Source organism: Candidatus Thermoplasmatota archaeon (assembly GCA_035540375.1).
GTDB lineage: Archaea > Thermoplasmatota > SW-10-69-26 > JACQPN01 > JAJPHT01 > DATLGO01.
Genome location: DATLGO010000107.1, coordinates 1 through 23947 on the forward strand (window position 1 = coordinate 1; position 23947 = coordinate 23947).

Below are 23947 nucleotides of genomic sequence, written 5' to 3' on the forward strand. Positions count from 1 at the left end.
AGCCCCTACAACTTCGCGTGGTGGCTCGGCGCGGGGACGTCGCTCCTCTCGAGCCTCGGACCCGCGCTCGCGTTCGGGTTCGTCGCGGGCGTTCTCCTCTGGGTCGCGACCTTCCCCGCGGCCGTGGTGGCGGCGCGACGCCGAATCCCCTCGCTCGACCGCTGGATCTCGCTCGCGAGCGCGGTCATCCTCGCGGCGTTCGCGGGTTGGCTCGCCTGGTCCGTCCTTTCGCCCCGCCTCTGATCAACGCTTGCGCGGTCGCCATTCGGGCTCGGCCACGCTGGCCCGGCGGTTCTCGGCGCGGGCGAGGAGGAACAGCATGTCGCTCAATCGGTTGAGGTAGACGAGCCCATACCGATTCACGGACTGCTCGGTGGCGAGACGCCACACGGCGCGCTCGGCCCGCCGCGCGAGACCCCGCGCGACGAAGAGGCGGGCGGCCGGCTCCGCTCCGCCCGGCAGGATGAAGTGGCGAAGCGGCGGGAGCTCGGCTTCGAGACGGTCGGTCTCGCGTTCGACACGCTCGACCGCGTCGGGACCGAGACGCATCGGACCGTCCTTGTCGCCCGGCGTGGCGAGGTCCGCGCCGAGGACGAACAGATCCTCCTGGAAGGCGGCGAGGGCCGAGCCGAGGTGCGGGGCCGCGGAAGCGGCAAGGCCGAGGGCATCGTTCACCTCGTCGACCGCGCCGACGGCCTCGACGCGCAGGTGCGCCTTGGGGAGGCGGGACCCGTCGACGAGCCCCGTCGTTCCATCGTCGCCCGTGCCGGTGCTGATGCGGGACACGCCGCGACATCGGTTCCCGGGCCAAAACACTTGCCGGACCGAAGACGCGGGCACAACGTACATCCCCACCGCGGTGGCGAGCGTCGTCCGATGGACGAGCGCGAAGTACGCCGGGAGCACGAAGAGCGCCGCCTTGCGACAGACGCGCGGATGCGCGACCCGGACGCGACCCTCCCCGAAAAGCTGCTCGCCGCCTTGAGCGGGGCCGCCGAGGGATTCGCCGAGGAGTCCCGGAACGGGTCCCTGCCCGCCGTGGTCGGCGCCGCCGTCGAACGCACACAGGAGGCCCGCGTCGAGCTCGGGGGCTTCGCGGGCGGGTCGACGCAGACAATGGAATCAGGCCCTTCCTTCGTCGAGCGCGGCGAGGCCGCGGCCTCGCGGGCCGCCGAATCGGCCGCAGCGCGCGCTGCGGACGCGGCGAATGCCGTCGCAACGGCGGCCGACCGCGCGTCGCGCGCGGCCTCGGCCGTCGCCTACGAGGCGCGCGCCACCTCGAAGGCGGCCGCGCGACGCGCCGGCCGCGCGCTCGCGGCCTACGCGGTGGCCGCGCTGTTCGCCGTCACCACGTTCGCGCTCCTCACGGCGGCCTTCGCGGGCGTGCTCGACGACGTCCTCGGGTTCCCCTGGGGGGCGATCGTGCTCGCACTCGTGTACGCCATCATCGCGGCGATCGCCTACGCCTTCGCGAACCGTGGCATCGACCGCGCGAAGGCGCGCGTCGAACGCGGCGTGGCGGCCGCGCGCGAGGAGATCCGATCGATCACGCGACCCGTCGAGCGATTCAACCGGCCCGGCGCGGGCGCGAGGTGAGGTATCGACATGGACGAGCATCCAAGGAGAATGGGAACGCACGTGGGCGATCCCCGGCCTGAAAGCTGGGAACGCCTCGAGCACGAGCAGGGCATGGGAAAGAAGGACATGATGGGCCGCCTCGACGAGGCGCTCAAGGGTCGGTCTCCCGAGGAGATCCGCCAACGCGCCAAGGAGGCCGCCGCGAAAGTCACGGCCTCCGCGACGGGCGCGCTCGAAGGATACGCCGAGGGGTTCGACCCCCACGCCGCCGGGATGGCGGCCCGGAAGACCGCCGCCGCCGCGCGCGCCGTCGCGAACGAGGCGAAAAGCGAGATGCCGAGCGGCGGGCAGGGCGCGATCGCAACCGACACCGCCGCGCACGCGCGGCGGGATCCGATGGAGGTCGTGCGGCAAGGGGCGACGCGAGCCGCGCGCGGCGTGCGCGAGGAGATGCGCGGCCGATCGCCGGCCGAGCTTCGCGAGTCCATGAAACGCCGCGTGGGCGGCGCCATGGCCGGCGCCTCGGGCGCGCTCGAGGGCTACGCCGAGCAGGCCGACCCGGAAGCCGCGCGCCAGGCCGTCCGCAAGACCGCCGAGACGGCTCGCGAGGTCGCTCGGGAGGCCAAGTCGGAGGCCCGCAGCGCGGAGCGAGGCTACCGGGAGTCGCACGACAGGCTGTGATCAGCCGCCCGCCGCGCCCTCGCCGCCGGGCTCCGTCTGGCGGCGGGGGTCGAGGGCGTCGTCGACCTGCTTCTTCGTGAGACCCGACTTCTCGTAGGCGAGGTCGCGCACGGTACGGCCCGTCTTGTAGGATTCCTTCGCGATGGCCGCGGCCTTCTCGTAACCGATGAGGGGATTGAGCGCCGTCGCCATGCTGATGGACTTCTCGATGTAGCTCTCGCACCGCGCCTCGTCGGCCTTGATGCCGGCGATGCATCGGTCCACGAACATGCGCGAGGCGTTCGCGAGAAGGTGCGCGCTCTCGAGGAGGTTGCGCGCCATCACGGGGAGCATCGTGTTGAGATCGAGCTGGCCCCATTGCGCCCCCATCACGACCACGTGGCAGTTGCCCGTGACCTGGGCGCCGGCCATCACCACGCTTTCGCAGATGACCGGGTTCACCTTCCCGGGCATGATGGACGAGCCCGGCTGGACCGCGGGGAGGATGATCTCGCCGAGACCCGCCTGGGGGCCGCTCGCGAGGAGGCGGACGTCGTTCGCGATCTTCATGAGCGACGCGGCCGTCGCGGCGAACGCGCCCGCGGTCCACGCGTAGCCGTCCTGGGCGCCCTGCGCCTCGAAGTGGTTCTTGGCCTCGACGAACTTCGTGCCCGTCGCCTGCGTGAGCTCGGCCGCGACGCGGCTCCCGAACTCGGGGTGCGCGTTGAGGCCCGTGCCAACGGCCGTGCCGCCGATCGCGAGCTCGCGCATGTGCGGGAGCGTCGCCTCGATGCGCTCGATCGAGCGCGCGACCTGGGTGGCGTAGCCGCCGAACTCCTGGCCGAGGCGGATCGGGACCGCGTCCTGGAGGTGCGTGCGGCCGATCTTCACGATCGGGTCGAACTCGCGCGCCTTCGCGTCGAGGGCGGCGTGGAGGTGCTTCAGCGCGGGGATGAGCTGCTTCTCGATGACGAGGACGGCGGCCACGTGCATCGCGGTCGGGACGACGTCGTTCGACGACTGGCCCATGTTGACGTGGTCGTTCGGGTGGACCTTCGAGCCGAGGATCGCGGTCGCGCGCGTCGCGATGACCTCGTTCGCGTTCATGTTCGACGACGTGCCGGAGCCGGTCTGGAAGACGTCGATCGGGAACTGCGCGTCGAGCTTGCCGTCCGCGACCTCGCGCGCGGCGCGCTCGATCGCCTCGGCGGCTTTCGCGTCGAGGCGGCCGAGGCCGCGGTTCACGCGGGCGGCCGCGAGCTTGACGAGGCCCATCGCGTGGACGAAGTCCGCGGGCATCGGCTGACCGCTCACGGGGAAGTTCTCGACGGCCCGCTGCGTCTGGGCGCCCCATAGGGCGTCCTTCGGGACCTTCATCTCGCCGAGCGTGTCCTTCTCGATCCGGTACTCCATCCGATCACCGCGACGCCGCGCCGATCGGGGAGGCCGTTATTAAAGGTGCGGCCTGATCAGTAACGGTACGGCGCGGCCGCGTCGTCGCGCTCCACGCCGAGGCCGAGCGCGACCCGGTTGATGAGGTTGTAGTAGCCCGTCAGGAGGCAGGCCTCGAGGATCTGGTCGTCCGAGAGGCCGGCCTCGCGAAGCACCTCGACGTCGCGCTCCGTCACGGTCGAGGGCGACTCGGTGAGCTTCGTCGCGTATCCGAGGATCGCGCGCTCGCGCGGCGTGATCGGCGCCTGGTGCCAGTCGCCCGCGACGCGCGCGACGAGGCCCGGTTCGCTCACGTGGCGGCCGAGGGCGTCCGCGTGGTGCGTAAACGCGTAGCCGCCGTTCAGCATCTTCGCCACGACGAGGCCCATCATCTCGCGCTCGCGGCGCGAGAGGCCCTGCTCGCGGTACGCGAGCGCCTCGTAGAGATCGAGGTTCGCCGTGAGCGCGCCCGGGAGGAGGCCCTGGACCTGCCAGATGTGCGCGAGCGCGCCGCGGCGCTTGGTGACGGCCTCGTACGCCTCGCGCTCGGGGCCGACGGCGTCGCTCTCGTTCACGATCTCGATCCAGGGCATGACGATACCGTCCCAGGGGACGCGGGAGGATGTTGATAAAGATGGAGGTTCCGGAAACCGCGCGCGAGGACTTCGCGCGGCACCACGTTTCAAGCCCTCGCGGCGCGCTCGCCCGCGCGATGGAGCCCACCGGCGCGGTCGCGCTCGTCGCGGCCGGCAACCGACTGTACGAGCGCGGCCTCAACCACGCCACGAGCGGCAACCTCAGCGTCCGCATGGGGGACCGCATGCTCGTGAAACCCGCCGCGGTGCCGTACGACCGATTGCGTCCCGAGGAGCTGTCCGTTGTCGTCCTCGCCGACGGCCGCCACGTGGGTGGCCTCCCGCCATCAAGCGAGCATCGCATGCACCTCGCGGTGTACCGCGCCCGCGCCGACGTTCAGGCCATCGTGCACGCGCACCCGCCGCACGCCTCCGCCTTTGCCGTCGCGCGCAAGCCGATTCCGCCGGTGCTCGACGAATCGCTCGCGTTCCTCGGCGGCGAGGTGCCGTGCGCGGACTACGCGCCCTCCGGCGACGCGGCCGTGGGCGAGCACGTCGCGCGCGCGCTCGGCGCGACCGGCGTCGCGGCGCTCATGGCGAACCACGGCGCCGTCACCGTGGGCCGCACGCTCGACGAGGCGATGGGCGCGATGGAGCACGTCGAGCACCTCGCGCGCGTGGTGCTCCTTGCGGAGGCGGCGGGCGGCGCGAAGGCGGTGCCCGAGGCGGGCGTCAAGGCGATGCGGGCGATCTTCGAGCGCGGAGCGCGGAGATACTAGCACAGTTGGGTTCGGGGCCTTCAGCGGGCGCTCCGTCGCACAGCGCTGCGGCGCTGTGCGACTCCGTGCCAGAGGAGGGGGCTGTCCGCCCCCTCCTCTGGACTCCGCCCGTTGACCAGGGCTGCCGCCCCCTGGACCCCCGACCCAAACCCGCGTTCATCTCTCGGAGGGCGCGCTTGCGCGAACTTCCGGGACGCTGGGTCCGGCACACGTCCGTTCCCGATGCGTTCATATCCCGTCCTTGAGGAATGACGGCCATCCGATCCCGCGCGGCGGCGACACTCCCGGCCTTCGAGGCCCTGGAGGCCCCGCTTGCGCGCCGCCCGCCCTAGGGGGCCGCGGCCCCGCGCGGGATTCGGCCAAACCTGATTTTGGCGATAGCCCGCGGCCGTCCATCGTATGGACGCCACATATGGACAGCGGATATATACATGCGGGCATTCCATAGGGCCTTGTGTCCACGATTTCCGTCCGCATCGAGGCGGAAGACCTGGCTGAGGCGCGCCGTTTCGGGATCAACGTCAGCGAAGCCTGCAGAAAGGGACTCGCCGCTGAACTGCGCAAGGCCCGTGTCGCGGAGAACGTCGCGAAGCTCGCGAGAGTCGCCCGCAAACCCTCCATTCCTTCGATCGAGCAGATCCGGAGGCTTCGTGATGGGCGCTCCCGGTGACCCGATTGATTTCGTGGTGGATGCAAGCGCCCTCGCGAAGCTCTTTCTCGAGGAAATCGAAAGCGAAGCATTCCGCGCATGGTACGTCGCGGAAGTCCAGCGCGGGTCGACCTTCGGGGCCCCGGCGCTGCTCGGCTACGAGATGGCGCACCTTCTCGCATCCAATATCGAAGCCCCGGGAGCAAAACGAGAAGCTGCGAAGTGGTGGGCCCGGCGGCTCGACGAGATCTTGGACGGAATCGACCTCGATGACAACGCCGCGCGGCACGTATTCCCCTGGATGCCTCATCTCTCAGGGTATGATGCGAGCTACCTTGCCGTGGCCACGCTTCACAAAGCTTCTATCGTGAGCTATGACCGACGCATGCTCACTGAAGCCGAACGCCAGGGTTTGAGGACGATCACGCCGTAGGACTCGTAACCTTCACCCGATGTAGCGGAGGTCCTCTTCGCTCGGCGCCTCGGCCGCGTTCTCCAGCTCCTTGAGCTGCTGCGCGAGCTTGTCCATCTGCTCCGCGCGCGATTCGAGGTCGCTGAAGTCGACCTTGACCTTGAGGAGCGCCGAGAGCACCTCGAGCACGCTCTGCGCGCTCTTCGGGTCGACGAGGTAGCCGCTCGTCTCGCCCATGAGGCACACGCCGCGCATGCCGCGCAGCTTCCCCATGCCGAGGATGAGGCCGCTCGCGCCGACGATGCCGCCGCCGGGCTCGTTCTTGCGGAACACGACGTTCCGCTTCTTCATTTCCTTCACGAGGTCCTTGTCGGTCGCGGCGCCGAGGACGCGCGGCTTCTCCTGCATCTTGCCGGTGCCGTAGCCGCCGAGCGTGTAGAGGCGCTTCGTGCCGAGGCCGCCCACGAGGTCGAGGATGGCGTCCACGAGGACGTACTGCCCTTCGGCCGTGAGGCCCTGGTAGTCGCCGATGAGGATGACGAGGTCCTGCTGCTCCGCGTTCTCGGCCTTGTAGTAGTACAGCTCGTTGTTCACGAGCCGCACCGTGCCGTCGGGGAGCACGAGGACCTGGGGCGGGAAGTGGCGCGAGTGGATCTCGGCGAACTTCTTCGCGCCGAGCTCCTCGATGAGGTGGTCCGCCGCGAGCTTGCCGACGTTGCCCACGCCGGGGAGGCCTTCGATGAAGATGGGCTCCTTGAGCTGGGGCCTCTCGAACCACGTCACGTTGACTTCGTCCATGAGCGTCACCTCGCCTTCTCGCTCCGGTCGAGGAGCTTCAGCTTGCGCCGGTAGGCCCCATAAGGGTCCTCCGGAGAATACTTCGCGGGACCCGCGCGCACGACCTTCGCGCCGCACGTCGGGCACGTCGCCTTGAGCGTGTAGCCGTGGCCCTGCGGGCACCGCTCGATCACGTTCACGCCTCGGCTTCGCCGCGCTGGAACTCGCCCTTGCCGCCGCGCTTCGCGATGATCTTGATCGCGCGGTCCGCGGCTTCGCGGAGCTGCTCCTCGGCCACCTTGTAGTCCGGGGCCTTCACGCGGATGCGGTAGCGGGGCGCGCCGACGTACTGGATCGCGATCTCGACGTCCTCGAACTCGCTCTCGCCGGCCTTCTCGAGCGCGGCCTTGAGGTCCTCGATGCCGTCGGGGTTCGGGGTCTCGAGCTGCACGAAGCCCTTGATGACGACGAAGGGGATCGCGATGTTCTCGCGCGCGACCTCCATGTAATGGGTCGTCCAGGGGCCTTCGAAGCCCTCTTCCACGAGCATGTCCTCGTTCATCGCCGCGGCCTCGAAGGCGCGGTACATGGAGCCGAACTTCTCGGCGAGCGAGAAGCCGTACTTCTCCCAGGCCTGCTCGACGGGGACGGAGGCGCGCTGCGCGACGATCTCGAAGAGCTTGTCGGCCTTCTGCTCGTTCTTCCACTCGTTGATCTTCTCGCGGCGCTGGTGGTCGTTGACGCGCTTGAGCGAGAGGTCGACGTGGCCGCGGCCCTGGTCGACCTGCACGACCTTGCACACGACCTTCTGGTTCTCGCGCACGTGGTCGCGCACGTACTTGACCCAGCCGGCGGCGACCTCCGCGATGTGGATGAAGCCCTCGCGGCCGGGGTACTCGTCGAGGTTGACGAACGCGCCGAAGCCCTTGACGTCCTTGACGGTGCCGACGACGAGTTCGCCTTCTTCCGGGAACTTGGATTTCTTCACCATGACGAGAGCCTCGATGAGCGTGAATCTCCGGGCGGACGGCGGGGCCGCGGGCCCGGGGGATGGCTCCAAGACAGCGGGGTCGTATAAATACCTGCGGCTTGCCGAACCGGGCCCGCGCAAGGCCCGATGCGCGCACGGTGCGCGCGGATTGATCCCGCGCGCCGCCCACGCCCCCCGCGATGTCGCGCCCCTTCGTCGCCGCGGGCGTCGCCGCCTTCCTCGCGGGACTCCTGCTCCTCGCCCTGGCCGAGGTCGAGGCGCGGGCGATCCTGGAGTGCTACACGAACCCGGGTTGTCCCGGATTCCGCGAGTACGGGATCATGAACCCGAAATACGTCGGCGCGAGGCTCTGGGCCGCCGCGGGCGTCATGGTCGCGGTGGCGGGCGGATCGACGGCCGTGGCCGGAGTGGTCACGCGGCGCGCGAAGCGCCGGCGGATGACCGTCGCGCGCGCCCCGACCCGTTTCTGCGATGCGTGCCGCTCCGCGATCCCGTCCGACGCCGCCCTGTGCGCGGAGTGCGGCGCCGCGCTCGTCGCGGCGTCGTGACGCGGCCAAGCGCGCGCTCGGGGCATGAAATGGAGAGAAGAGAGCCCCGGTCGCGAGGACCGGGGAACGCGAAGGCCTACTGGACTTCGCCGACAAGCTCCGCGCGGAACTTGCCGAGGCCGCCCGCGGGCTCGGCGAGAACGGCCCCGCAGACGAGGCAGTTCACGACCATCGCGGGCTTGTTGAAAACGACCTGCTCGTTCGAGCAGTCCGGGCACTTGGCCTTGACGAACTTGGAGGTGGTCTGGCGCGGCATCGTCTCACTCCTTGAGCTCGAACTTCTTCGCGCGCAGGCACGGGGCCTGGTTCGCCTTCTTGCAGGCCTTGCAGCGGTAGCGGAGCGCGACGCGGCGCGTGGCCTTTTCGCGGCCTTCGGGCTTGGGGCGCGGGAAACCGCGGTAACCCGAGGTGACGCGGCGGAAACGCCGCTGGCCCTGCTTCAGTTCGCTCGCCTTGCGCTTCTTCACGCGCTCGACTTCCTGCTCCGTGTGCTTCTTGCACGACGGGCAGTACCGCTGGATCATGCGGGGTCGGATCATGGTTATCACCGGTGCTCCGCGACGCGTCGCCGGGGAACGATGCCCGCGAGCCGGAGCCCGTCGGGTTCGCATCGGTCGGGCCGGAGCCCGCCTTTCCGCTCGGAACGCCCTCGACCGGAAACGGACCGGCCGTGGGCGGACGTCGGGTGCAAGCGCTCCGAAGGCGGGGTGCCTTATAAAAGGCTTGCTGGCCGGGAAGGGGGTGCCCGCCGGGCCCGCCCCCGGCCCGGCGGGACCGGGTCCAGGCGATCAGGCTCAGACGGTCCGCGGGGGCGACGGCTTCTTCGCCTCGCGGTTCTCGAAGGCGTCGCCGATCCAGACGCCCACGACGAACGCGAGCACGATGACCAGCGTCGCGATGATGAGGTCGATGAATCCGGCGCCGCCCAGGCCAAGCGGGTTCGCGCCGAAGATCGCGCCCAGGATCGAAAGCACGACCGCGATCACGAGGCCGATGAGGAAGCCTTTGACCAAGAGCCGGGACTTGTCCTCCCGTCCGGGCGAGAGATAGCCGTAAGCGATGCCTCCGATGAGGGCGAGCAGTGGACCCCACATGATCCATCGTTTGCGGGGCGATCCGGCAAGTAGGCACTGGCCGCTTCCTTGATCCCGGCGAGAACGTTCATCGGCCCCGCGCGCCCCGTTCGGTCCAGGGATACAAATGCGCGCCTCGGAGGACTGCTGAATGCCGTTCACCGACCGCCGCGACGCGGGCCGCCGCCTCGCCAGGGTCCTCGACCGGTTCTCCACCGAGGACCCGCTCGTCCTCGGCATCCCGCGCGGCGGCGTCGTGGTGGCGCGCGCGGTGGCGGACGCGCTCGGCGCGCCGCTCGACGTCGCGGTCGCGCGCAAGCTGGGCGCGCCATCGCAGCGCGAGCTTGCCCTCGGCGCGATCGCGCCGGGCGACGTTCGGGTCGTCGACGAGCGCCTCGTCTCGGCCTTGCGGGTGGGCCGCGACGACCTCGAGGAGATCGTGGCCGCGGAGAGGGACGAGATGAAGAGGCGTCTTGCGCGATACCGGGGCGAAAACGCGCCGCCCGACGTCCGCGGCCGCGTCGCGCTCGTCGTGGACGACGGGCTTGCGACCGGCGCGACGGCGACGGCGGCGGTGCGGTCCTTGCGCGCGGGCGGTGCCTCGAAGGTCGTGCTCGCCATCCCCGTCGCCTCGCCGGAAGCGATCGCGCGCCTCGAGCGCGAGGCCGACGAGGTCGTCTGCCTCGAAGCGCCGCACCACTTCCGCGCCGTCGGCCTCTGGTACGACGACTTCACTCAGACGACGGACAAGGAGGTGATGGACGCGCTCGCCCCCCCGGGGTCCGAGGGCACGCGCGCCGTGTCCATCCCCGCAGCCGATCGCGTCCTCGACGGGGACCTCGCGATGCCTTCCCGCGCGAAGGGTCTCGTCGTCTTCGCCCACGGTTCCGGCTCCGGCCGCGCGAGCGCGCGCAACCGGGCCGTCGCCGAGCGCTTCCGCGAAGCGGGTTACGCGACGCTCCTCTTCGACCTTCTCGCGCGCGAGGAGGCCGCCGTCGACGCCGTGACGCATCACCTCCGCTTCGACGTCCCGCGGCTTGCGGACCGCGTCGTCGCGGTCGTCGACTGGTGCCGGCGCGAGCCTTCGACGTCGCGCCTCCCCGTCGCGCTCTACGGCTCGAGCACGGGCGCAGCGGCGGCGCTCATCGCAGCCGCCGAGCGGCCCGGCGACGTCGCCTCCGTCGTGTCGCGCGGCGGCCGACCGGACCTCGCCGCCGCCTCCCTTCCGCGCGTCGAGGCGCCGACGCTTTTCGTCGTCGGGGCGCGCGACGATGCGGTGCTCGACCTCAACCGCCGCGCCCTCGCGGACATCCCGGGCGAAACGGCGTTGACCGTGATCCCGGGCGCGGGCCACCTCTTCGAGGAGCCCGGGACGCTCGACCGCGTCGCCGAGGCCGCCGTCGACTGGCTCGACCGACGCCTCTCCCCGGCGCCCGCGCGCGGCGCTTGACCCTCCTGTGGCGTCCGTGACAAATCCGGCAGCGCGCTTCGGCGAGGCGACACCCCTATGCACGCGATGACCGTCGCTCGCCCGATGGCGGATGCGGATCTCGTCTACGCGCCCGACGAGAAGCCGAGATCCGCGTTCGACTGGGGCCTCTACAGCCTGCAATGGGTCGTCACGATGTTCTACGCGGTCGTGTGGGGCTACGCGATCGTCGGGCTCGGCCTTGGATTCGAAGGCGCCGAGTTCTCCGCCTACATGTCGGCGATCGTCCTGACGATCGGCGTCGGGACGCTCGCGCAGGCCCTCGCGGGCCATCGTTTCGCGATGGTCTCTGGACCGAACATCATCCCGTCCCTCGCAATCGTCGCGGCGCTTGCGGCCGGAGGACGCGAATACGCGCTCCAGGCGTTCACCGCCCAGGCGATCACGGGCATCGCCGTCGCCGCCCTGGGGCTCGTCGGCGTCCTCGGTCTCGTCCGGAAGGTGTGGAGCCCGCTCGTGCTCGGAAGCATGGTCTTGACGGTCGGCCTCGCGATCGCGGGCGTGGGCCTCGAGCAGCTCGCGGCCCTCGGCTTCGGGTGGCCCTTCGCCTTCGGCCTCGCGCTCGCCGTCGGCGGCGCGGCGCTCTCGATCCGTGGACGTGGCCTCGCGGCCACGCTCGCGCCGCTCCTCATCATCGGCCTCGGGTACCTCGTCTTCGCGGCGACCGGCGCGCTCGACTGGAGCCTTTCCGCGGCCGCGCCGACCTTCGTCCTCCCCGCCCTCTTCCCCTACGGCCTGGCGATGCCGCCGCTCGACCTTCTCGCGGTGATGCTCGTCGTCAACCTCATGGCGGCGCTCAACCTCTTCGGGAATCTCCGAGGCTACGCCGACGTCGTCGGCGAGGAGGTGCCGCCCCGTCGCGAGCGCCGCTCGTTCGCGATCCTCGGAGCGGTCGAAACCGGCCTCGCCGGAGTTCTCGGCGTTCCCGCCACGGTCGCGTACGGCGAGAATCTCGGGATCGTCCTCCTCACGCGCGTCGCGGCCCGCGCGTTCATCATCGTCGCGGCGGTCGTGTTCATCCTCCTCGCGTTTCTCGGTCCCGTCGGCGGCTTCCTCGCGGCCATGCCGGGCCCCATCGCCGGGGCCGTCCTCCTCGGCGTCGCCTCGACCGTCATCGGCATCGGGGCTTCGATGATGGCCGACGCGCCGGAGTTCGGACGCCGCGAGCAGACGCTCGTGGGCTTCTCCGTCTTCCTCGCCCTCGGCCTCTATCTCCTGCCCGAGGGCGCCTGGTCGGGGGTCCCCACGCTCGTCACCACGGTCCTCTCGAACCCCGTGATCAGCGTCATTCTCTTCGTCATCGTGATGGAGCAGGTCATCCTGCGCAAGACGAAGCCGCGGCGTTCTACGCCGCGCCAGGAATCGGGGGCGCCCGATCGACCGGCGCGCGGGGATCGCGGGACCACCGCGCGATGACGACGGAAGGAGGACTGGACATGGCGAAGGAAACCCAGGCAACGAAAAGGCAGGGCGGATCGAGCGAAGCGGAGGAGCACCGGCCCGGCGCGACGCCGCGCCCCGGACAGAAGACCTACGAGGCCTTCATGGACGCCGGCCGGGAGCGCGTTCTCGAGCAGGTCCGCAAGGGCTACGAGTCGTTCATGGAGACGCGGACGTTCAAGGTCCCCACGTGGCTCTACGGCCCGCCCAAGGGGACGCTTTTCAAGGTCAAGTGCGAGGACAGCCCCGACTTCGGCGAAACGTCGCATCTCGAGTTCGATTCCGGCCGCACGGCCTTCCTGAGCATCGACATGCAGATCGACTTCGCGGGCGACCGCGGGTACGTGGACGTCATGGGTTACCCGCTCGAGAACACCGCCCGCGCGATCGCCCCCATCCAGCGGTCGCTCGAGGCCGTCCGGGGCACCGACATCACCGTCGTGCACACGCGCGAAGGCCACCTGCCGGACCTGAGCGACGCCCCGTACAACAAGCTTCTCAGGAGCAAGATCATCGGCAACGGCGTCGGCATCGGCGAAGCCCCCGAAGGCGGCCTGGGTCGACTGCTCGTGCGCGGCGACACCAACTGGGACATCATCGACGAGCTCTACCCGCTTCCCGGCGAGATCGTGGTCGACAAGGCCGGGAAGGGGGCGCTCGCCGTGAGCACGCTCTTCATGAGGCTCCAGAACCAGGGCATCACCCACCTCGTCATCACGGGCATCACGACGGACGTGTGCGTGGACACCATCATGACGCAGGCCAACGACCTCGGATTCTGGTGCATGCTCCTCAAGGACTGCACCGGCGCGACGGACGACAAGAACTACGAGGCCGCGGTCAAGATGATCAAGATGCAGGGCGGCGTCTTCGGCTGGGTCTCCGATTCGGCTTCCTTCATCCAGGGGCTCGAGGAGGCCGGACTGGCGCGCCAGGGCAAGGGCGTGCGACGCGAGCCGTCCGGGTCGTCGTGAGCGGCTCCGTCGCGGCCGGCGGCGACGAGGAAGGCCGCGTGGTCTACGGCCTCGACGAGCGCCCACCCACGGGGCGCGCCGTCGTGTATGCGTTCCAGCACATCTTCGCGATGATCGTGGGGAGCATCACGGGCGCGGTCGTGATCGGCACCACGATAGGCCTCGACGACGCCGCCATCGGCCGACTCGTGGGGATCATCAACGTCGCCGTGGGCATCGCCACGATCGCGCAGGTGCGCTGGGGGGTCCGCCTCCCCGTGATCCAGGGCTCGACCTCGGGACACCTTCCCGCCTACCTCGCGCTCGGATCGGTCGGCGTGGCGCTCTTCCAGGACGCGACGCTCACGATGCAGTACATCGTCGGCGCGCTCCTCGTCGGCGGCGTGATGGAGGCCGCGATCGGCTTCGGCAACGTGATCCCGAGGCTGCGGCGCTTCGTGTCGCCGATCGCCGTCGGCATCGTGATCATGATGGTCGGCCTCGGGCTCTGGCCGCTCGTCAACGACTTCATCGGCGACGCGTGGGGCGTCGCGATCGCCGTCTTCGTCCTCGTCCTCGTCTTCAGCTTCGCGTTCGGGACCACCGCCCGGACCATGGCCGTGTTCCTCGCCGTGATCGTGGGCTACGGCGCGGCCGCGGCCGGCACGGCCCTGGGATGGTTCGGCGCCGGCCACGCGCTCCACGTCGATTTCGGCGCCATCGCGGCCGCGCCCTGGTTCCAGGCGCCGACGCCCTTCGCGTGGGGCGCGCCCCGGTTCGACGTGGGCTTCATCCTGGCGATGACGATCCCCTATTTCGCGACGATCTTCGAGTCCTTCGGCGATTACCTCGCGGTCGCCCGGTCGAGCGGGGTCGAGACGCCGTCGCCGCGCAGGATCAGCCGCGGGATCGCGACCGAGGGGCTCGCGAGCGCCCTGAGCGCGATCCTCGGAGGCACCGCCACCAGCTCCTTTTCGCAGAACGTCGGCGTCGTGAGGCTCACGGGCGTCGCGAGCCTCTTCGTCTGCGTGCTCGCGGGCGCGATCCTGATCGCGCTCGGGATCTTCGGCAAGCTCGGCGCCACGCTCGGGGCCGTCCCGCGATCGATCCTGGGCGCGGTCTACCTCGTCGTCTTCGGCGTGCTGGTGATGACGGGGCTCCGGCTCGTCCTCAGGGCGCGCGTGACGACCTCCCGCAACGAGGCGATCATCGGCACCGCGCTCCTCCTCGGCCTCGCGCTGCCCGCCTACGTGCGCGAGAATCCCATCGAGGCGGGAGAAACGGGCGTCCGCGTCCTCGCGAACACGTTCCTCGCGACGCCCATGATGGTCTCGGGTCTTTGGGCGCTCGTGCTCGACAACCTGATCCCGGGAACGGACGAGGAACGGGGACTCGTCGGTTGGCTGGAGCCGTCCCCGGGGAAACCTTAAACTCCGAAACCCGCCATCGCTCGTCCGTCGGGAGACGAGCCATGGCGAACGCGAAGGAGCGGAAGGTCACGGTCGGCCTCGTGCAGATGCAGGCGCGCGACGAGCCCGCCTCGTCCCTCAAGCGCGCGATCGATCTCATCGGGCAGGCCGCGGACAAGGGCGCGGAGATCGTGCTTCTGCAGGAGCTGTTCCTCACGAAGTACTTCTGCCAGACGGAGGACCCCGCGAACTTCGACCTCGCGGAGAGCGTCCCGGGCCCCACGACCGACGCGCTCGCGAAGGTCGCAAAGGCGCGCGGCGTCGTCATCGTCGCGAGCCTGTTCGAGCGCCGCGCGGCGGGCGTGTACCACAACACGGCCGCGGTCATCGACGCGGACGGCACGTTCGTCGGCAAGTACCGCAAGATGCACATCCCCGACGACCCGCGCTTCTACGAGAAGTACTACTTCACGCCGGGCGACCTCGGCTTCAAGGCCTTCGACACGAAGAAGGGCCGCATCGGCGTCCTCGTGTGCTGGGACCAGTGGTACCCCGAAGCCGCGCGCCTCGCCGCGCTCGCGGGCGCCGAGATTTTGTTCTATCCGACGGCGATCGGCTACTGGCCGGGCGAGCCGGACGGCATCCCCGACAAGCAGCACCAGGCGTGGGAAACGATCCAGCGCGCGCACGGCGTCGCGAACGGCGTCTACGTGGCCGTCGCGAACCGCATCGGCGTCGAGGACGATCTCGTCTTCTGGGGCCGCAGCTTCGTGTCGGATCCGCTCGGGACGATCCTCGCGAAGGGCTCCGACGACAAGGAGGAGGTCGTGCTCGCGACGCTCGACCTCGGCGCGATCGAGCGCACCCGGCAGGGGTGGCCCTTCCTGCGGGACCGCCGCATCGACGCCTACGGACCGATCACCTCGCGCTATCTTGACTGAGGCATCCGCATGACGCCGACGACCCCCCGCGCGATGGGCTACCGCATGCCGGCCGAGTGGGAGCCCCACGAAGCCACGTGGCTCGCGTGGCCGCACGACCCGATCACCTGGCCCGACCGCGTGGCGCAGGTCGAGGAGATCTTCCTCGACTTCTGCGAGGCGCTCGCGCCGCACGAGCGCGTCGAGCTCCTCGTGAAGGACGAAAACCTCCTCGCGAGCGTGCCGAAACGCCTCCGCGCGCGCGGCGTCGACGAGGGGCGCGTGCGCCTGCACCTCGTCCCCACCGCCGACTCGTGGATCCGCGACTACGGCCCCATCTTCCTCACGCGCCCCGGCGGTCCCGAGCCCCGGCTCGCCGCGACCGACTGGATCTTCAACGCCTGGGGCGGCAAGTACGACGCGCTCCTCCCGGACGACGACATCCCGCAGCGGGTTCGGCACCTCTTCCCCGCGGGCACGCCGCTCTTCGAGCCGGGCATCGTGATGGAAGGCGGCTCGCTCGACGTGAACGGCGCGGGCACGGTGCTCACGACGGAGCAATGCCTTCTCAACAAGAACCGCAACCCGAAGCTCTCGCGCGAGGACATCGAGGGTTACCTGCGGGACTACCTCGGCGTTTCCAAGGTGCTGTGGCTCGGCGACGGCATCGAGGGCGACGACACGGACGGCCACGTCGACGACATCACGCGTTTCGTCGCGCCCCGCAAGGTCGTGACGGTGATCGAAGAGGACGAGACGGACGCGAACCACGCGCCGCTCGCGGCGAACCTCGCGCGCCTGAAGGAGATGACGGACCAGGACGGCCGCAGGCTCGACGTCGCGACGCTCCCGATGCCCGACTTCGTCGGCGACGAGGAGGGCCGGCTCCCGGCGAGCTACGCGAACTTCTACATCGCGAACAACGTCGTGCTCGCCCCGGTTTTCGGCCACGATGCGGACGCCGAGGCCGTGGACGTGCTGAAGAAGCTCTTCCCGACGCGGCGCATCGTGCCGATCAACTGCGAGCCGCTCGTGTGGGGCTTCGGCGCCATCCACTGCGTGACGCAGCAGCAGCCGAAGGTGTGAGCATGGCCGCGGCCGCGCACCGTTTCGCGGTCTGCACGGCGTGCGGCCACGGGGCCGTCGCGAGGTCGGCGCGCGCCGCCTGTCGGCTCTGCGGCGCGCCCCTCGCGGAGCGCGCGGCGCCGGCCACGCTTTTCGCCGGCTGGCGGTGCGCCTGCGCGGCCTGCCGCGTGTCCCCCTGTTGACGTCCGAAACCAGGCGCGAGGGGGGCCACGCGTCCCGATCCGGACATCGCCTATATGATCGAGCGCGACCGATGGAAGGCAGGATGAGGCGCGTCGCGCTCGAGGTCGACACGCTCCGCTGCGAAGCGGACGAGGCGGCCATCCTCGACGAGGTGCTCGCCCAGGAAGGCGTGCTCGCGGCCGAAGTGGACCTCGCGTCCGAGCGCGTCTCGCTCGCCTTCGACGAGCACGTCACCACGAAGGCCGCCCTGCTCGGTCACCTCCGTTTCTTCGGTCTAACCCCTCGCCCGGCCCGCCCCTTGTAGCGGTTTGAAGGACCGCTCCGGACCCGTTCCAGCGATCGTACGGGACGCTTCATTTTCTGATCCAGCGAATGCAACACAATCTTCATGGTGTAGGAAGCCCCATGGAATGAACGGGCTCCATGGAATCGATCGTCTGGAGGATGGATTGGAATCCGGAGTTCGAGGATGAGCCGCGGCTCAAGCGCGAGATCCTCAAAGCGCTCCAGGACGACAAGACGATCGAGACCATCAAGCGCTTCGCCGAGACGGCGCACAAGGAGGCCCTCGAGGACGGGCTCGAAACCGAGCACCTCCTCTGGCTCGACTCCTCCTTCACCTACGCCTTCTTCGTCCGGGTCTGGTACGAGGTGAGCGAGAAGAAGCTCTTCATCATCGTCGAGGAGAACGACCTCGGCGACGTCGGCTTCCTCATCCTCGAGGATCTCGACTGCGCCTCCTACAACGAGGAGAACACGCTCAAGGTCGAGTTCCGCGAGCCGGACGACCTCGGCGTTTCGCTCTGATCAAGCGGGCGTGAGCGTCCAGCCGATCGGCTCGGCCTTTCCGCGCATGACAAGCGCGCGCGCCGTGTCGCGCGGGAGCGAGGCGACGTCCTCCTCGGCGAGCTGGTACGTCTTGAGGTCGCTTGCGACGAACGGCTCGATCTCCGTCGTGACGCGGACGAGCGCGTGCGTCGGCTCGTGCGGCGCGGGCGCCGCCGCCTCCGCAGGCGCGGCCTCGGCGGGCTGGAACGTGGTGAGGGCGGGCTCGGGGCCCGTGCGCGTCGTCGCCATCATCTCGTCGAGGAGCGCGGCCGGGTTCGCGTGGGCGGAGACCGGGGGCGGAGGCACGACCGCCGCCTCGCGCTCGCCGCGCTTCAGGAGATTCTTGCGCGCGTCGCGGAACGCGCGGAGGATCTCGTCGAAAAGCTCCTGCTCGCCCTTCGTCATGTTCGCGCGGTCGGGATTGCCGCCGCGCGCCCCGATGAGGGCCGCGACCGCGATCTTCTTCTCGCGCAGGTCGTAGAAATCGTCGCGCGCCCGCTGGAGATTGCGCAGCTCGTCCTGGAGGATCACGGCCTTCGGGGCCGCGGGGTTGACGCCGCTTTCGCGCTGGTAGTCCTCGGAGAGCGCGCGAAGATGAGCCTCGAGCGCGAGGTAGAAGCCGGGATCGATCTTCGTGAGGGTGGGCGTCGAACGCTCCCGGCGCCATCGGTTCATGAGCGCCTCGTACGACACCTCCTCGGCCGGCATCGTCACTCGTACGCGGAACCGGCTGACAAAGGTTTCCCCCGGATCACGCCGAGCTTCCGCTCGGCGAGCGGGGTGAGAAGAAGATGTTCCGGGTGACGAGCTCCGCCGCGGACCGCCGCGGCTTCATGGCCCCGAAGGGCGCCCCGGAAGACGCCGCTTCAAGTATCCTCGACCCCCAGGAACCATGCTCCCCCCTATAACTCATTCGCAATCGGCGGGCGCGCGGCCTTCGACGCTTGACGGGTTCCGTTTCGCGCGTGCGGCGCGCTCACGCGGCGCGGGCCACGACGCGCGCGTCCAGGGGCGGAAGGCCCGGCGCGCGCGCTTCGAGGCGATCCCCGGGAGAAACGGGCCCGACCCCCTCGGGGGTTCCCGTCGCGAGGATGTCGCCCGCTTCCAGGGTGACGTGCCTCAGGACGGACGCGAGGAGCGCGCCGACCGGGTGCGCCATGTCGCGCGTGTTGCCGCGCTGGCGCACGGCGCCGTTCACGGCGAGCGTGAGGTCGAGCGAGCCCGGGTCGATCGCCCCCGGGGGAACGGCCTCCCCGATCGGAGCGAACGTGTCGATGCCCTTCGAAAGCGACCAAGGATTCCCGGCCTTCTTCGCGGCGGCCTGCAGGTCGCGCGCCGTCATGTCGAGGAAGAGCGCGTAACCCCAGAGGGCCGCGAGCGCCGTCCCCGCGTCGGACCCGCGCGGGACGTCGCGACCGACGATCGCCGCCAGCTCGACCTCGTGGTGCACGCTTCCGATGCCGGGGGGAATCTCCACCGCCCCGCCGGAGTGGACGAGCGCGCTTCGCGGCTTCAGGAACCACATCGGCTCCGCGGGCGCCTCGCCCCCCATCTCGCGCGCGTGCGCCGCGTAGTTCTTGCCGATCGCGACGATCTTGCCTGCGACGAGCGTCGCGCCGTCCGTCCGGCGCAGCGTGAAGGGCATGCCTCCGCGAACGCGCGGCCCCCACGTCAAGCCTCGCCCGCTCCGCGAAGGCTTATGCGGCGGGGCGGCGAGGAATCCTCGTGCGCGTCACGGTTCTTGGAAACTCCGGCCGGCTCCTCCTGCCCCTCGGGGCGGGCGCGAGCTACCTCCTCGAGGCCGCGGGCCGCCGCGTCCTTCTCGACGCGACGAACGGGACGCACTTTCGCCTCGCGGGTTCGCGTCTCGACGCGGTCGTCATGACGCATCTGCACCTCGACGCGTTCGCCGACATGCTGCCCGTCCTCGCGTCGCTCGACCGGCCGACGCCGTTCTTCGTGCCCGCGGGCGCCGAGCGCCACATCCGCGACATCTTCGACCGGCGCGCGATGGACCCGAAAGCGATCGCCCTCGCCGAGATGCGGCCTGCGAGCGCGGGTTCCGAAGCCTGGGTCGGCGACCTTCGCCTGCGCTTCGCGAAGGCGCGCCACGGCTGCATCGCGGTGGCGTTGCGCGCGGACGCGGACGGCGCCGCGCTCGCGTATCTCGCCGACACGGGCGCGCGCCCCGGCCTCGTCGACCTCGCGCGCGGCGCCGACCTCGTGGTCGCGCATACGCTCCTCCTCGACCGCGAGGCCGGGAAGGAGGTCGCGACGACCAACATGACCGCGGGCCAGGCCGGTCGCCTTGCGCGCGAAGCCGGCGCGCGCCGGCTCGCGCTCGCCCACGTCCCGTTCTACCTGCGCCGCGAGGATTCGCTCCTCGAGGCGAAGGGGCATTTCGGCGGCGAGGCGTTCGTGCTCGAGGACGGCCGCGCCTACGACGTTAGGGCGGAATGAGACCGCCGGGCGCGGTCGATCCGCCTCACGCCCACTCGATCGTGGCCTTCTTGAGATCCACCGGCGAGAGCGGGCGGTCCGTGGGTCGACCCGTCGTCGGGACCTTGTTGATCTCGTCGTTCACCGCGAGGCTTGCCGGGTCCGCGACCTGACCGAAGATCGGATGCGCGCCGTCGAGGTGCGACGCGGGGGCGGCCGTGATGAAGAACTGGCTGCCGCCCGTGTTCGGGCCCGAGTTCGCCATGCTGAGAACGCCGGGCTTGTCGTGCTTGTACTTCAGCGCGCCGCCGCACGGCTGATAGCGGTACGTCTCGCCCGGGCGCTGGAGGTACTGAGGCTCGTTCATGCGCGCGTCGATCGTGCCGTTCTTGCAGGTGAACTCGTCCGTGATGCGGTAGCCGGGCCCGCCCGTGCCCCAGCGGCTCTGCTGCGCGTCGTCCTTCGAAAGCGGGTCGCCGCCCTGGTTCATGAAGCCCCGGATGACGCGGTGGAAGCGCGTGCCGTCGAAATAGCCGTCTTCCGTGAGATCGACGATGTTCTGGGTCGTCTTCGGTGCGTCTTCGCAGAAGAGCGTGATGCGCATGACGCCCTTCGACGTGTTGAGGACCCACGTCGGGGTCTTCGCCGTCACGTTCGTGTCCTTCGACGAGACGCAGCCCTTCGCGGCGGCGGGGGCGCCCTTCCCGTCGTCCTTGGGCGGGGCGGGGGCATCGGGCTGGAGGCAGCCGGCGAAACCGGCGGCGAGGAAGAGCAGCGGGACAAGGATCGCAAGGGCGCGCATGGAACTCGTCCGCGCATGCGCGACTTCAGAAATAAGGGTTTCACGCGAGCGGCAGCAAGGCCTTGCGGCGGAGCATCATGAAGATGGCCGCCTTCTCGGGCAGCTCCTGGAGGCCCGGCTTGATCTCGAATCGCGTCGTCCCGAGCGTCAACGTCTCGGGTTTCGAGACCACGACCTCCACCGGCTCCTCGCCGAACGCGACGGCGTCCCGGAGGGGCTCGAAGTCCCGGAAACCCCCGATCGGGACCGGCGTCACCACGAGGCCCGTCTTGCCGTGCAGGCTCCCGGGGAGGCGGATGAGGCGCTTCACGTCCGCGGTCACCGGCTCGTCCGACTCGCCCATCTCGTCGTTGATGCCCCTGACGCGAAGCTCGGTGATGGAAGCGAGCTTCATGAGTTCCCCGTGGCCGAGGACCCCCGTCGCCGCCGCGATCTCGAGCGGGGAGAGGCCGCTTGCGTCCTCCTTGTGCAGCTCCGCGACGATCGCGGCCGCCTTCTTCGGGCCGATCCCCTCGAACTCCTGCAGCTCGCGGGCTGCATCGCGATCCGGCATCGCGCGGTAGCGGGCGAGTTGCGCGAGGAGGCCGCGCGTCGATCGCCCGCGCCAGCCCGGCTCCGTGGGCTTCGGGATGACGAGGGATTTCGTTCGGTTGCCGAACTTGTCCTTGTCGCGCGTGGCCTCGATCGCGAGGGAATCCGTCGCGAAACCCTGCGCTTCGAGATAATCCACGATCTCGCGCCGCTCGCTCGCGCCGAGCCGCCACACGCGCTCGTTCGAGACGTGGAAGTGGAAGCCGCGACCGCCCGAGAACACGATGCGGATGTCCTCGGGCTCGAAACCGAAATCCGGGAGGAGGAAATCCTCGAGAAGCTTCACGGCCTCCGTCTTCACCGCGCCGAGCTGCTCCTCGAACGAGAGCTTGTCGGCGCCTTCGAGATGGTCCGCGTCCAGGTCGAAGATGAGGTCGGCGCCGAGCCACTCCTTCTCCTTCATCGTGGGCGCGTCCGGCCGCTTGTAGTAGGCCGTCGAGTAATAGCAGTGGCCCGGGGTGCGGTCCACGAGGAAGCGCGCGAGGTCGGCCCGCGTTGGGAACGCGACGTGCCGCTGCATGAACGTCTTCGCGAGCCACATGAATCCGAACTCGCGGCGACCGTACCGCGGCGGCATCTCGGGCGGGTTCGCGCGGTACCATGCGCCGAAGCGCGCCTGGAGCCAGTCCACCGTCTTCTGGATCTGCTCCGGGGGCGGCGGACCGCCCTTCGGGGGCCCGGACGGCGGGGGCGAGACCTCCGCCTGCTTCGCCTCCGGGTCGGCCATCGCATCCCGAGACCGCCCGCGCGCCTTGAGCCTTCCCTTCGCGACGGCGCCACCGGAGGGGTTTTGTGGCGCCCCGCGTCTGGCCGCCCCGTGGCCAGCCCCGCGGTCCCCCCGGCCGAGATCCGCGCGAGCCTCCTGCGCGGGGCCCTCGTGGCGCTCGGCGGCCTCCTCCTTGCGGCCCTCGCGCTCTACGTCGTCGGCCCGATGCAGGGCGTCGTGTTCAACCTCGCGGCGGGCCTCCTCGCGCTCGCGGGCCTCACGGGCATCGTGCTCGGCGTCTTCGTGTGGATCCTGCCTGCGATCCTGCCCGCGAAGTGATCAGGCCGCGACCGCGCGAGCCGCCTTCTCGCGCAGCTGCCGTTCGAGGAGGTTGTGCTCCTCCATCGACACGCCGAGCTCCTCGCGAAGCCCCTTCAGGACCCGGACCTCGGTCGTCTCCACGACGCCATCCGCGAGGATGCCTTCGAGCGCGACGCGATACAGCTCGAGCCGGCGGAAGTTCAGGTAGCTCTCGGTCGCCGAGACGTTCGGCATCGCGCGCTCGCTCAAGCGTTCCGCCGCGCGCTGGAGGGGGGTCGCCGCGAAGATCGCGAGCCCCGCGACCAGGCCGCCCACGACGACGCCCTGCTCGCTCCCGACGTACTGCTCGATCATCTGCTGCACGACGAGCAGGATCGCGAGGGCGACCGCGCCAAGCGTGCCGCGCTTGATCCCCCTCTTGACCGCGATGTCGACGTCGAGGATCTGGTACCGGACGGCGCCGTACGCGAGGATCGGGAGCACGAGGACGTCCACCGCGAGATGGACCCTCATCATGGGATAGGGCAGGTCGAGGAATTGAAGGGCGGCGAAGGGAGCCGTCAGTCCGAAGGCCACGAGCATCGCGCGATCCTCGGGCGCGTGAGCGCGGGAGAGGACGCGTCGCGCAGAGTGGCCGACGACGGCGAGCGCCAGGAATACGCCCGCGGCGTGAACGACGGCGTTGGCCAACGCGATTGGTCGATCGATCTCATGGGACGCGAGGGCGTGGACCCCGCTCAGCCCGTCATGGAGCGCCCAGAAGGCGAGGGCCAGAAGGACGAAGGAGAACTGCGCGCGCATCGGCCCGTCCGGCTGTCGGACCCAGCGGGGCAGGAAGACGGCGAGCATGAAGGCGTAGGAAACGCCGGTGACGAGAAACGTGACCTCCATCGCGCTCGGCGTCGCGAATCCGCTTTCGCGCACCATCAGGCCGGGCCAGGCGACGACAGCGATGAGGAACGCGAGGGCCGGCGTGAAGGACCAGGCGACGAACCAGCGACGCCGCGTCGTCAGGACCCGATGGGGGTACGCGGCGGCGAAGGCGAAACCCAGGCATCCGAGCATGCTCAGCGCGAGCGTCGAGATCCACCCGTGCCCGTGGCGCAGGCCCCGAAGAGGACGAGCGTCGCCGCGAGGAACCCCGTCGAGGCCGTGCGGCTTCCGCGCCGCAGGAGAAAGGCCGCAAAGGCAAGGACGGCGATGCCCTCGATGACGAGAAGGACCTCAAGGGCATCCATCGATCCGAAGGACCCGCGCCAGGCGACAAATAGCCTTCGGGCGGGAAACCCTCAAATCCGACGCCCACC

At 70.2% G+C, this 23947-nt stretch carries 33 protein-coding genes; 18 read left to right on the forward strand and 15 right to left on the reverse strand.

The annotated features are described in order from the left end of the window. Window positions 1-243, forward strand: a 243-nt coding sequence (locus VM889_14125) for a hypothetical protein (protein ID HVL49689.1), incomplete at its 5' end; no start/stop codon positions are given. Here the strand turns inward: VM889_14125 and VM889_14130 are convergent. After that, window positions 244-786 (reverse strand): cob(I)yrinic acid a,c-diamide adenosyltransferase, encoded by a 543-nt coding sequence (locus VM889_14130; protein HVL49690.1) that lies wholly within the window; start codon window positions 784-786, stop codon window positions 244-246. Window positions 787-876: 90 nt separating this feature from the next. On the opposite strand from VM889_14130, the gene VM889_14135 reads away from it, so the two are divergent. Both VM889_14135 and VM889_14140 read left to right on the forward strand, forming a co-directional pair. Then, on the forward strand, window positions 877-1596 hold the full coding sequence (locus VM889_14135) for a hypothetical protein (GenBank protein HVL49691.1): 720 nt from the start codon (window positions 877-879) through the stop codon (window positions 1594-1596). Window positions 1597-1605: 9 nt separating this feature from the next. Then, entirely contained in the window at window positions 1606-2259 is a 654-nt protein-coding gene (locus VM889_14140; protein HVL49692.1) for a hypothetical protein, read from the forward strand. Here the strand turns inward: VM889_14140 and VM889_14145 are convergent, their stop codons facing one another. Together VM889_14145 and VM889_14150 are read right to left on the reverse strand one after the other, a co-directional pair. After that, entirely contained in the window at window positions 2260-3651 is a 1392-nt protein-coding gene (locus tag VM889_14145) for a class II fumarate hydratase (protein ID HVL49693.1), read from the reverse strand. Window positions 3652-3707: 56 nt separating this feature from the next. Continuing rightward, the gene (locus VM889_14150) at window positions 3708-4262 is read right to left on the reverse strand and encodes a peroxidase-related enzyme (GenBank protein ID HVL49694.1); all 555 of its coding nucleotides are present in this window, start codon (window positions 4260-4262) and stop codon (window positions 3708-3710) included. Between the two features lie 41 nt (window positions 4263-4303). Here VM889_14150 and VM889_14155 point away from each other — a divergent pair, with 41 nt between their 5' ends. The 3 genes from VM889_14155 (at window position 4304) to VM889_14165 (ending at window position 6105) form a co-directional block, all read left to right on the forward strand. Then, a complete protein-coding gene (locus VM889_14155; GenBank protein ID HVL49695.1) occupies window positions 4304-5023 on the forward strand; it encodes a class II aldolase/adducin family protein in 720 nt (239 codons plus the stop codon). A gap of 454 nt (window positions 5024-5477) precedes the next feature. Further along, window positions 5478-5693, forward strand: coding sequence for a type II toxin-antitoxin system CcdA family antitoxin (locus VM889_14160; GenBank protein HVL49696.1), 216 nt, complete (start codon window positions 5478-5480; stop codon window positions 5691-5693). Then, window positions 5677-6105 carry a type II toxin-antitoxin system VapC family toxin gene (locus tag VM889_14165; protein HVL49697.1) on the forward strand — a complete coding sequence of 143 codons (429 nt, stop codon included), beginning with the start codon at window positions 5677-5679 and terminating at the stop codon, window positions 6103-6105. The genes VM889_14160 and VM889_14165 overlap by 17 nt, the downstream gene beginning before the upstream one ends. A 12-nt stretch (window positions 6106-6117) precedes the next feature. On the opposite strand, the gene VM889_14170 is transcribed toward VM889_14165, so the two are convergent. From VM889_14170 to VM889_14180, 3 genes are read right to left on the reverse strand one after another with little or no spacing between them, the layout of a single operon-like run. Next, window positions 6118-6882, reverse strand: a complete 765-nt coding sequence (locus tag VM889_14170) for a proteasome assembly chaperone family protein (GenBank protein HVL49698.1) — start codon at window positions 6880-6882, stop codon at window positions 6118-6120. Between the two features lie 5 nt (window positions 6883-6887). After that, window positions 6888-7061, reverse strand: coding sequence for an RNA-protein complex protein Nop10 (locus tag VM889_14175; protein HVL49699.1), 174 nt, complete (start codon window positions 7059-7061; stop codon window positions 6888-6890). Further along, window positions 7058-7852: a translation initiation factor IF-2 subunit alpha gene (locus tag VM889_14180; protein HVL49700.1), complete on the reverse strand. Its 795-nt coding sequence runs from the start codon at window positions 7850-7852 to the stop codon at window positions 7058-7060. The genes VM889_14175 and VM889_14180 overlap by 4 nt, the downstream gene beginning before the upstream one ends. Before the next feature lie 179 nt (window positions 7853-8031). Here VM889_14180 and VM889_14185 point away from each other — a divergent pair, with 179 nt between their 5' ends. Next, window positions 8032-8400 carry a hypothetical protein gene (locus VM889_14185; GenBank protein ID HVL49701.1) on the forward strand — a complete coding sequence of 123 codons (369 nt, stop codon included), beginning with the start codon at window positions 8032-8034 and terminating at the stop codon, window positions 8398-8400. A gap of 76 nt (window positions 8401-8476) precedes the next feature. On the opposite strand, the gene VM889_14190 is transcribed toward VM889_14185, so the two are convergent. From VM889_14190 to VM889_14200, 3 genes are all read right to left on the reverse strand, one after another. After that, complete coding sequence (locus VM889_14190) at window positions 8477-8656, reverse strand: 30S ribosomal protein S27e (protein ID HVL49702.1); 180 nt, start codon at window positions 8654-8656, stop codon at window positions 8477-8479. A gap of 4 nt (window positions 8657-8660) precedes the next feature. Next, window positions 8661-8939: a 50S ribosomal protein L44e gene (locus tag VM889_14195; GenBank protein ID HVL49703.1), complete on the reverse strand. Its 279-nt coding sequence runs from the start codon at window positions 8937-8939 to the stop codon at window positions 8661-8663. 255 nt (window positions 8940-9194) lie between these two features. After that, a complete protein-coding gene (locus VM889_14200; GenBank protein ID HVL49704.1) occupies window positions 9195-9494 on the reverse strand; it encodes a hypothetical protein in 300 nt (99 codons plus the stop codon). Window positions 9495-9624: 130 nt separating this feature from the next. Here VM889_14200 and VM889_14205 point away from each other — a divergent pair, with 130 nt between their 5' ends. The 9 genes from VM889_14205 (at window position 9625) to VM889_14245 (ending at window position 17760) form a co-directional block, all read left to right on the forward strand. Continuing rightward, window positions 9625-10923, forward strand: a complete 1299-nt coding sequence (locus VM889_14205) for an alpha/beta family hydrolase (protein HVL49705.1) — start codon at window positions 9625-9627, stop codon at window positions 10921-10923. A gap of 84 nt (window positions 10924-11007) precedes the next feature. Next, entirely contained in the window at window positions 11008-12378 is a 1371-nt protein-coding gene (locus VM889_14210; GenBank protein HVL49706.1) for a solute carrier family 23 protein, read from the forward strand. Window positions 12379-12398: 20 nt separating this feature from the next. Then, window positions 12399-13376, forward strand: a complete 978-nt coding sequence (locus tag VM889_14215; GenBank protein ID HVL49707.1) for a cysteine hydrolase — start codon at window positions 12399-12401, stop codon at window positions 13374-13376. Beyond that, window positions 13373-14785, forward strand: a complete 1413-nt coding sequence (locus VM889_14220) for a solute carrier family 23 protein (protein HVL49708.1) — start codon at window positions 13373-13375, stop codon at window positions 14783-14785. Before VM889_14215 ends, VM889_14220 begins: the two co-directional genes overlap by 4 nt. Before the next feature lie 41 nt (window positions 14786-14826). After that, window positions 14827-15705, forward strand: coding sequence for a carbon-nitrogen hydrolase (locus VM889_14225; protein HVL49709.1), 879 nt, complete (start codon window positions 14827-14829; stop codon window positions 15703-15705). A 9-nt stretch (window positions 15706-15714) separates the two neighbouring features. Continuing rightward, window positions 15715-16770, forward strand: coding sequence for an agmatine deiminase family protein (locus VM889_14230; protein HVL49710.1), 1056 nt, complete (start codon window positions 15715-15717; stop codon window positions 16768-16770). A 2-nt stretch (window positions 16771-16772) separates the two neighbouring features. Further along, entirely contained in the window at window positions 16773-16952 is a 180-nt protein-coding gene (locus VM889_14235; GenBank protein ID HVL49711.1) for a hypothetical protein, read from the forward strand. A gap of 83 nt (window positions 16953-17035) precedes the next feature. After that, a complete protein-coding gene (locus tag VM889_14240; protein HVL49712.1) occupies window positions 17036-17257 on the forward strand; it encodes a heavy metal-associated domain-containing protein in 222 nt (73 codons plus the stop codon). Window positions 17258-17376: 119 nt separating this feature from the next. Further along, window positions 17377-17760, forward strand: coding sequence for a hypothetical protein (locus VM889_14245; GenBank protein ID HVL49713.1), 384 nt, complete (start codon window positions 17377-17379; stop codon window positions 17758-17760). On the opposite strand, the gene VM889_14250 is transcribed toward VM889_14245, so the two are convergent. Together VM889_14250 and VM889_14255 are read right to left on the reverse strand one after the other, a co-directional pair. Next, entirely contained in the window at window positions 17761-18489 is a 729-nt protein-coding gene (locus VM889_14250; protein HVL49714.1) for a hypothetical protein, read from the reverse strand. A gap of 268 nt (window positions 18490-18757) precedes the next feature. Then, complete coding sequence (locus VM889_14255) at window positions 18758-19426, reverse strand: fumarylacetoacetate hydrolase family protein (GenBank protein ID HVL49715.1); 669 nt, start codon at window positions 19424-19426, stop codon at window positions 18758-18760. Window positions 19427-19506: 80 nt separating this feature from the next. Here VM889_14255 and VM889_14260 point away from each other — a divergent pair, with 80 nt between their 5' ends. Then, a complete protein-coding gene (locus VM889_14260) occupies window positions 19507-20241 on the forward strand; it encodes an MBL fold metallo-hydrolase (protein ID HVL49716.1) in 735 nt (244 codons plus the stop codon). Between the two features lie 25 nt (window positions 20242-20266). Here the strand turns inward: VM889_14260 and VM889_14265 are convergent, their stop codons facing one another. Both VM889_14265 and VM889_14270 read right to left on the reverse strand, forming a co-directional pair. Continuing rightward, entirely contained in the window at window positions 20267-21022 is a 756-nt protein-coding gene (locus VM889_14265; GenBank protein ID HVL49717.1) for a peptidylprolyl isomerase, read from the reverse strand. Between the two features lie 40 nt (window positions 21023-21062). After that, on the reverse strand, window positions 21063-22340 hold the full coding sequence (locus VM889_14270) for a DNA primase small subunit PriS (protein ID HVL49718.1): 1278 nt from the start codon (window positions 22338-22340) through the stop codon (window positions 21063-21065). A gap of 90 nt (window positions 22341-22430) precedes the next feature. Here VM889_14270 and VM889_14275 point away from each other — a divergent pair, with 90 nt between their 5' ends. After that, entirely contained in the window at window positions 22431-22658 is a 228-nt protein-coding gene (locus VM889_14275; GenBank protein HVL49719.1) for a hypothetical protein, read from the forward strand. Here the strand turns inward: VM889_14275 and VM889_14280 are convergent, their stop codons facing one another. Together VM889_14280 and VM889_14285 are read right to left on the reverse strand one after the other, a co-directional pair. Beyond that, entirely contained in the window at window positions 22659-23705 is a 1047-nt protein-coding gene (locus VM889_14280; GenBank protein ID HVL49720.1) for a hypothetical protein, read from the reverse strand. A gap of 2 nt (window positions 23706-23707) precedes the next feature. Then, window positions 23708-23878, reverse strand: coding sequence for a hypothetical protein (locus tag VM889_14285; GenBank protein HVL49721.1), 171 nt, complete (start codon window positions 23876-23878; stop codon window positions 23708-23710). Window positions 23879-23947 lie beyond the last annotated feature (69 nt).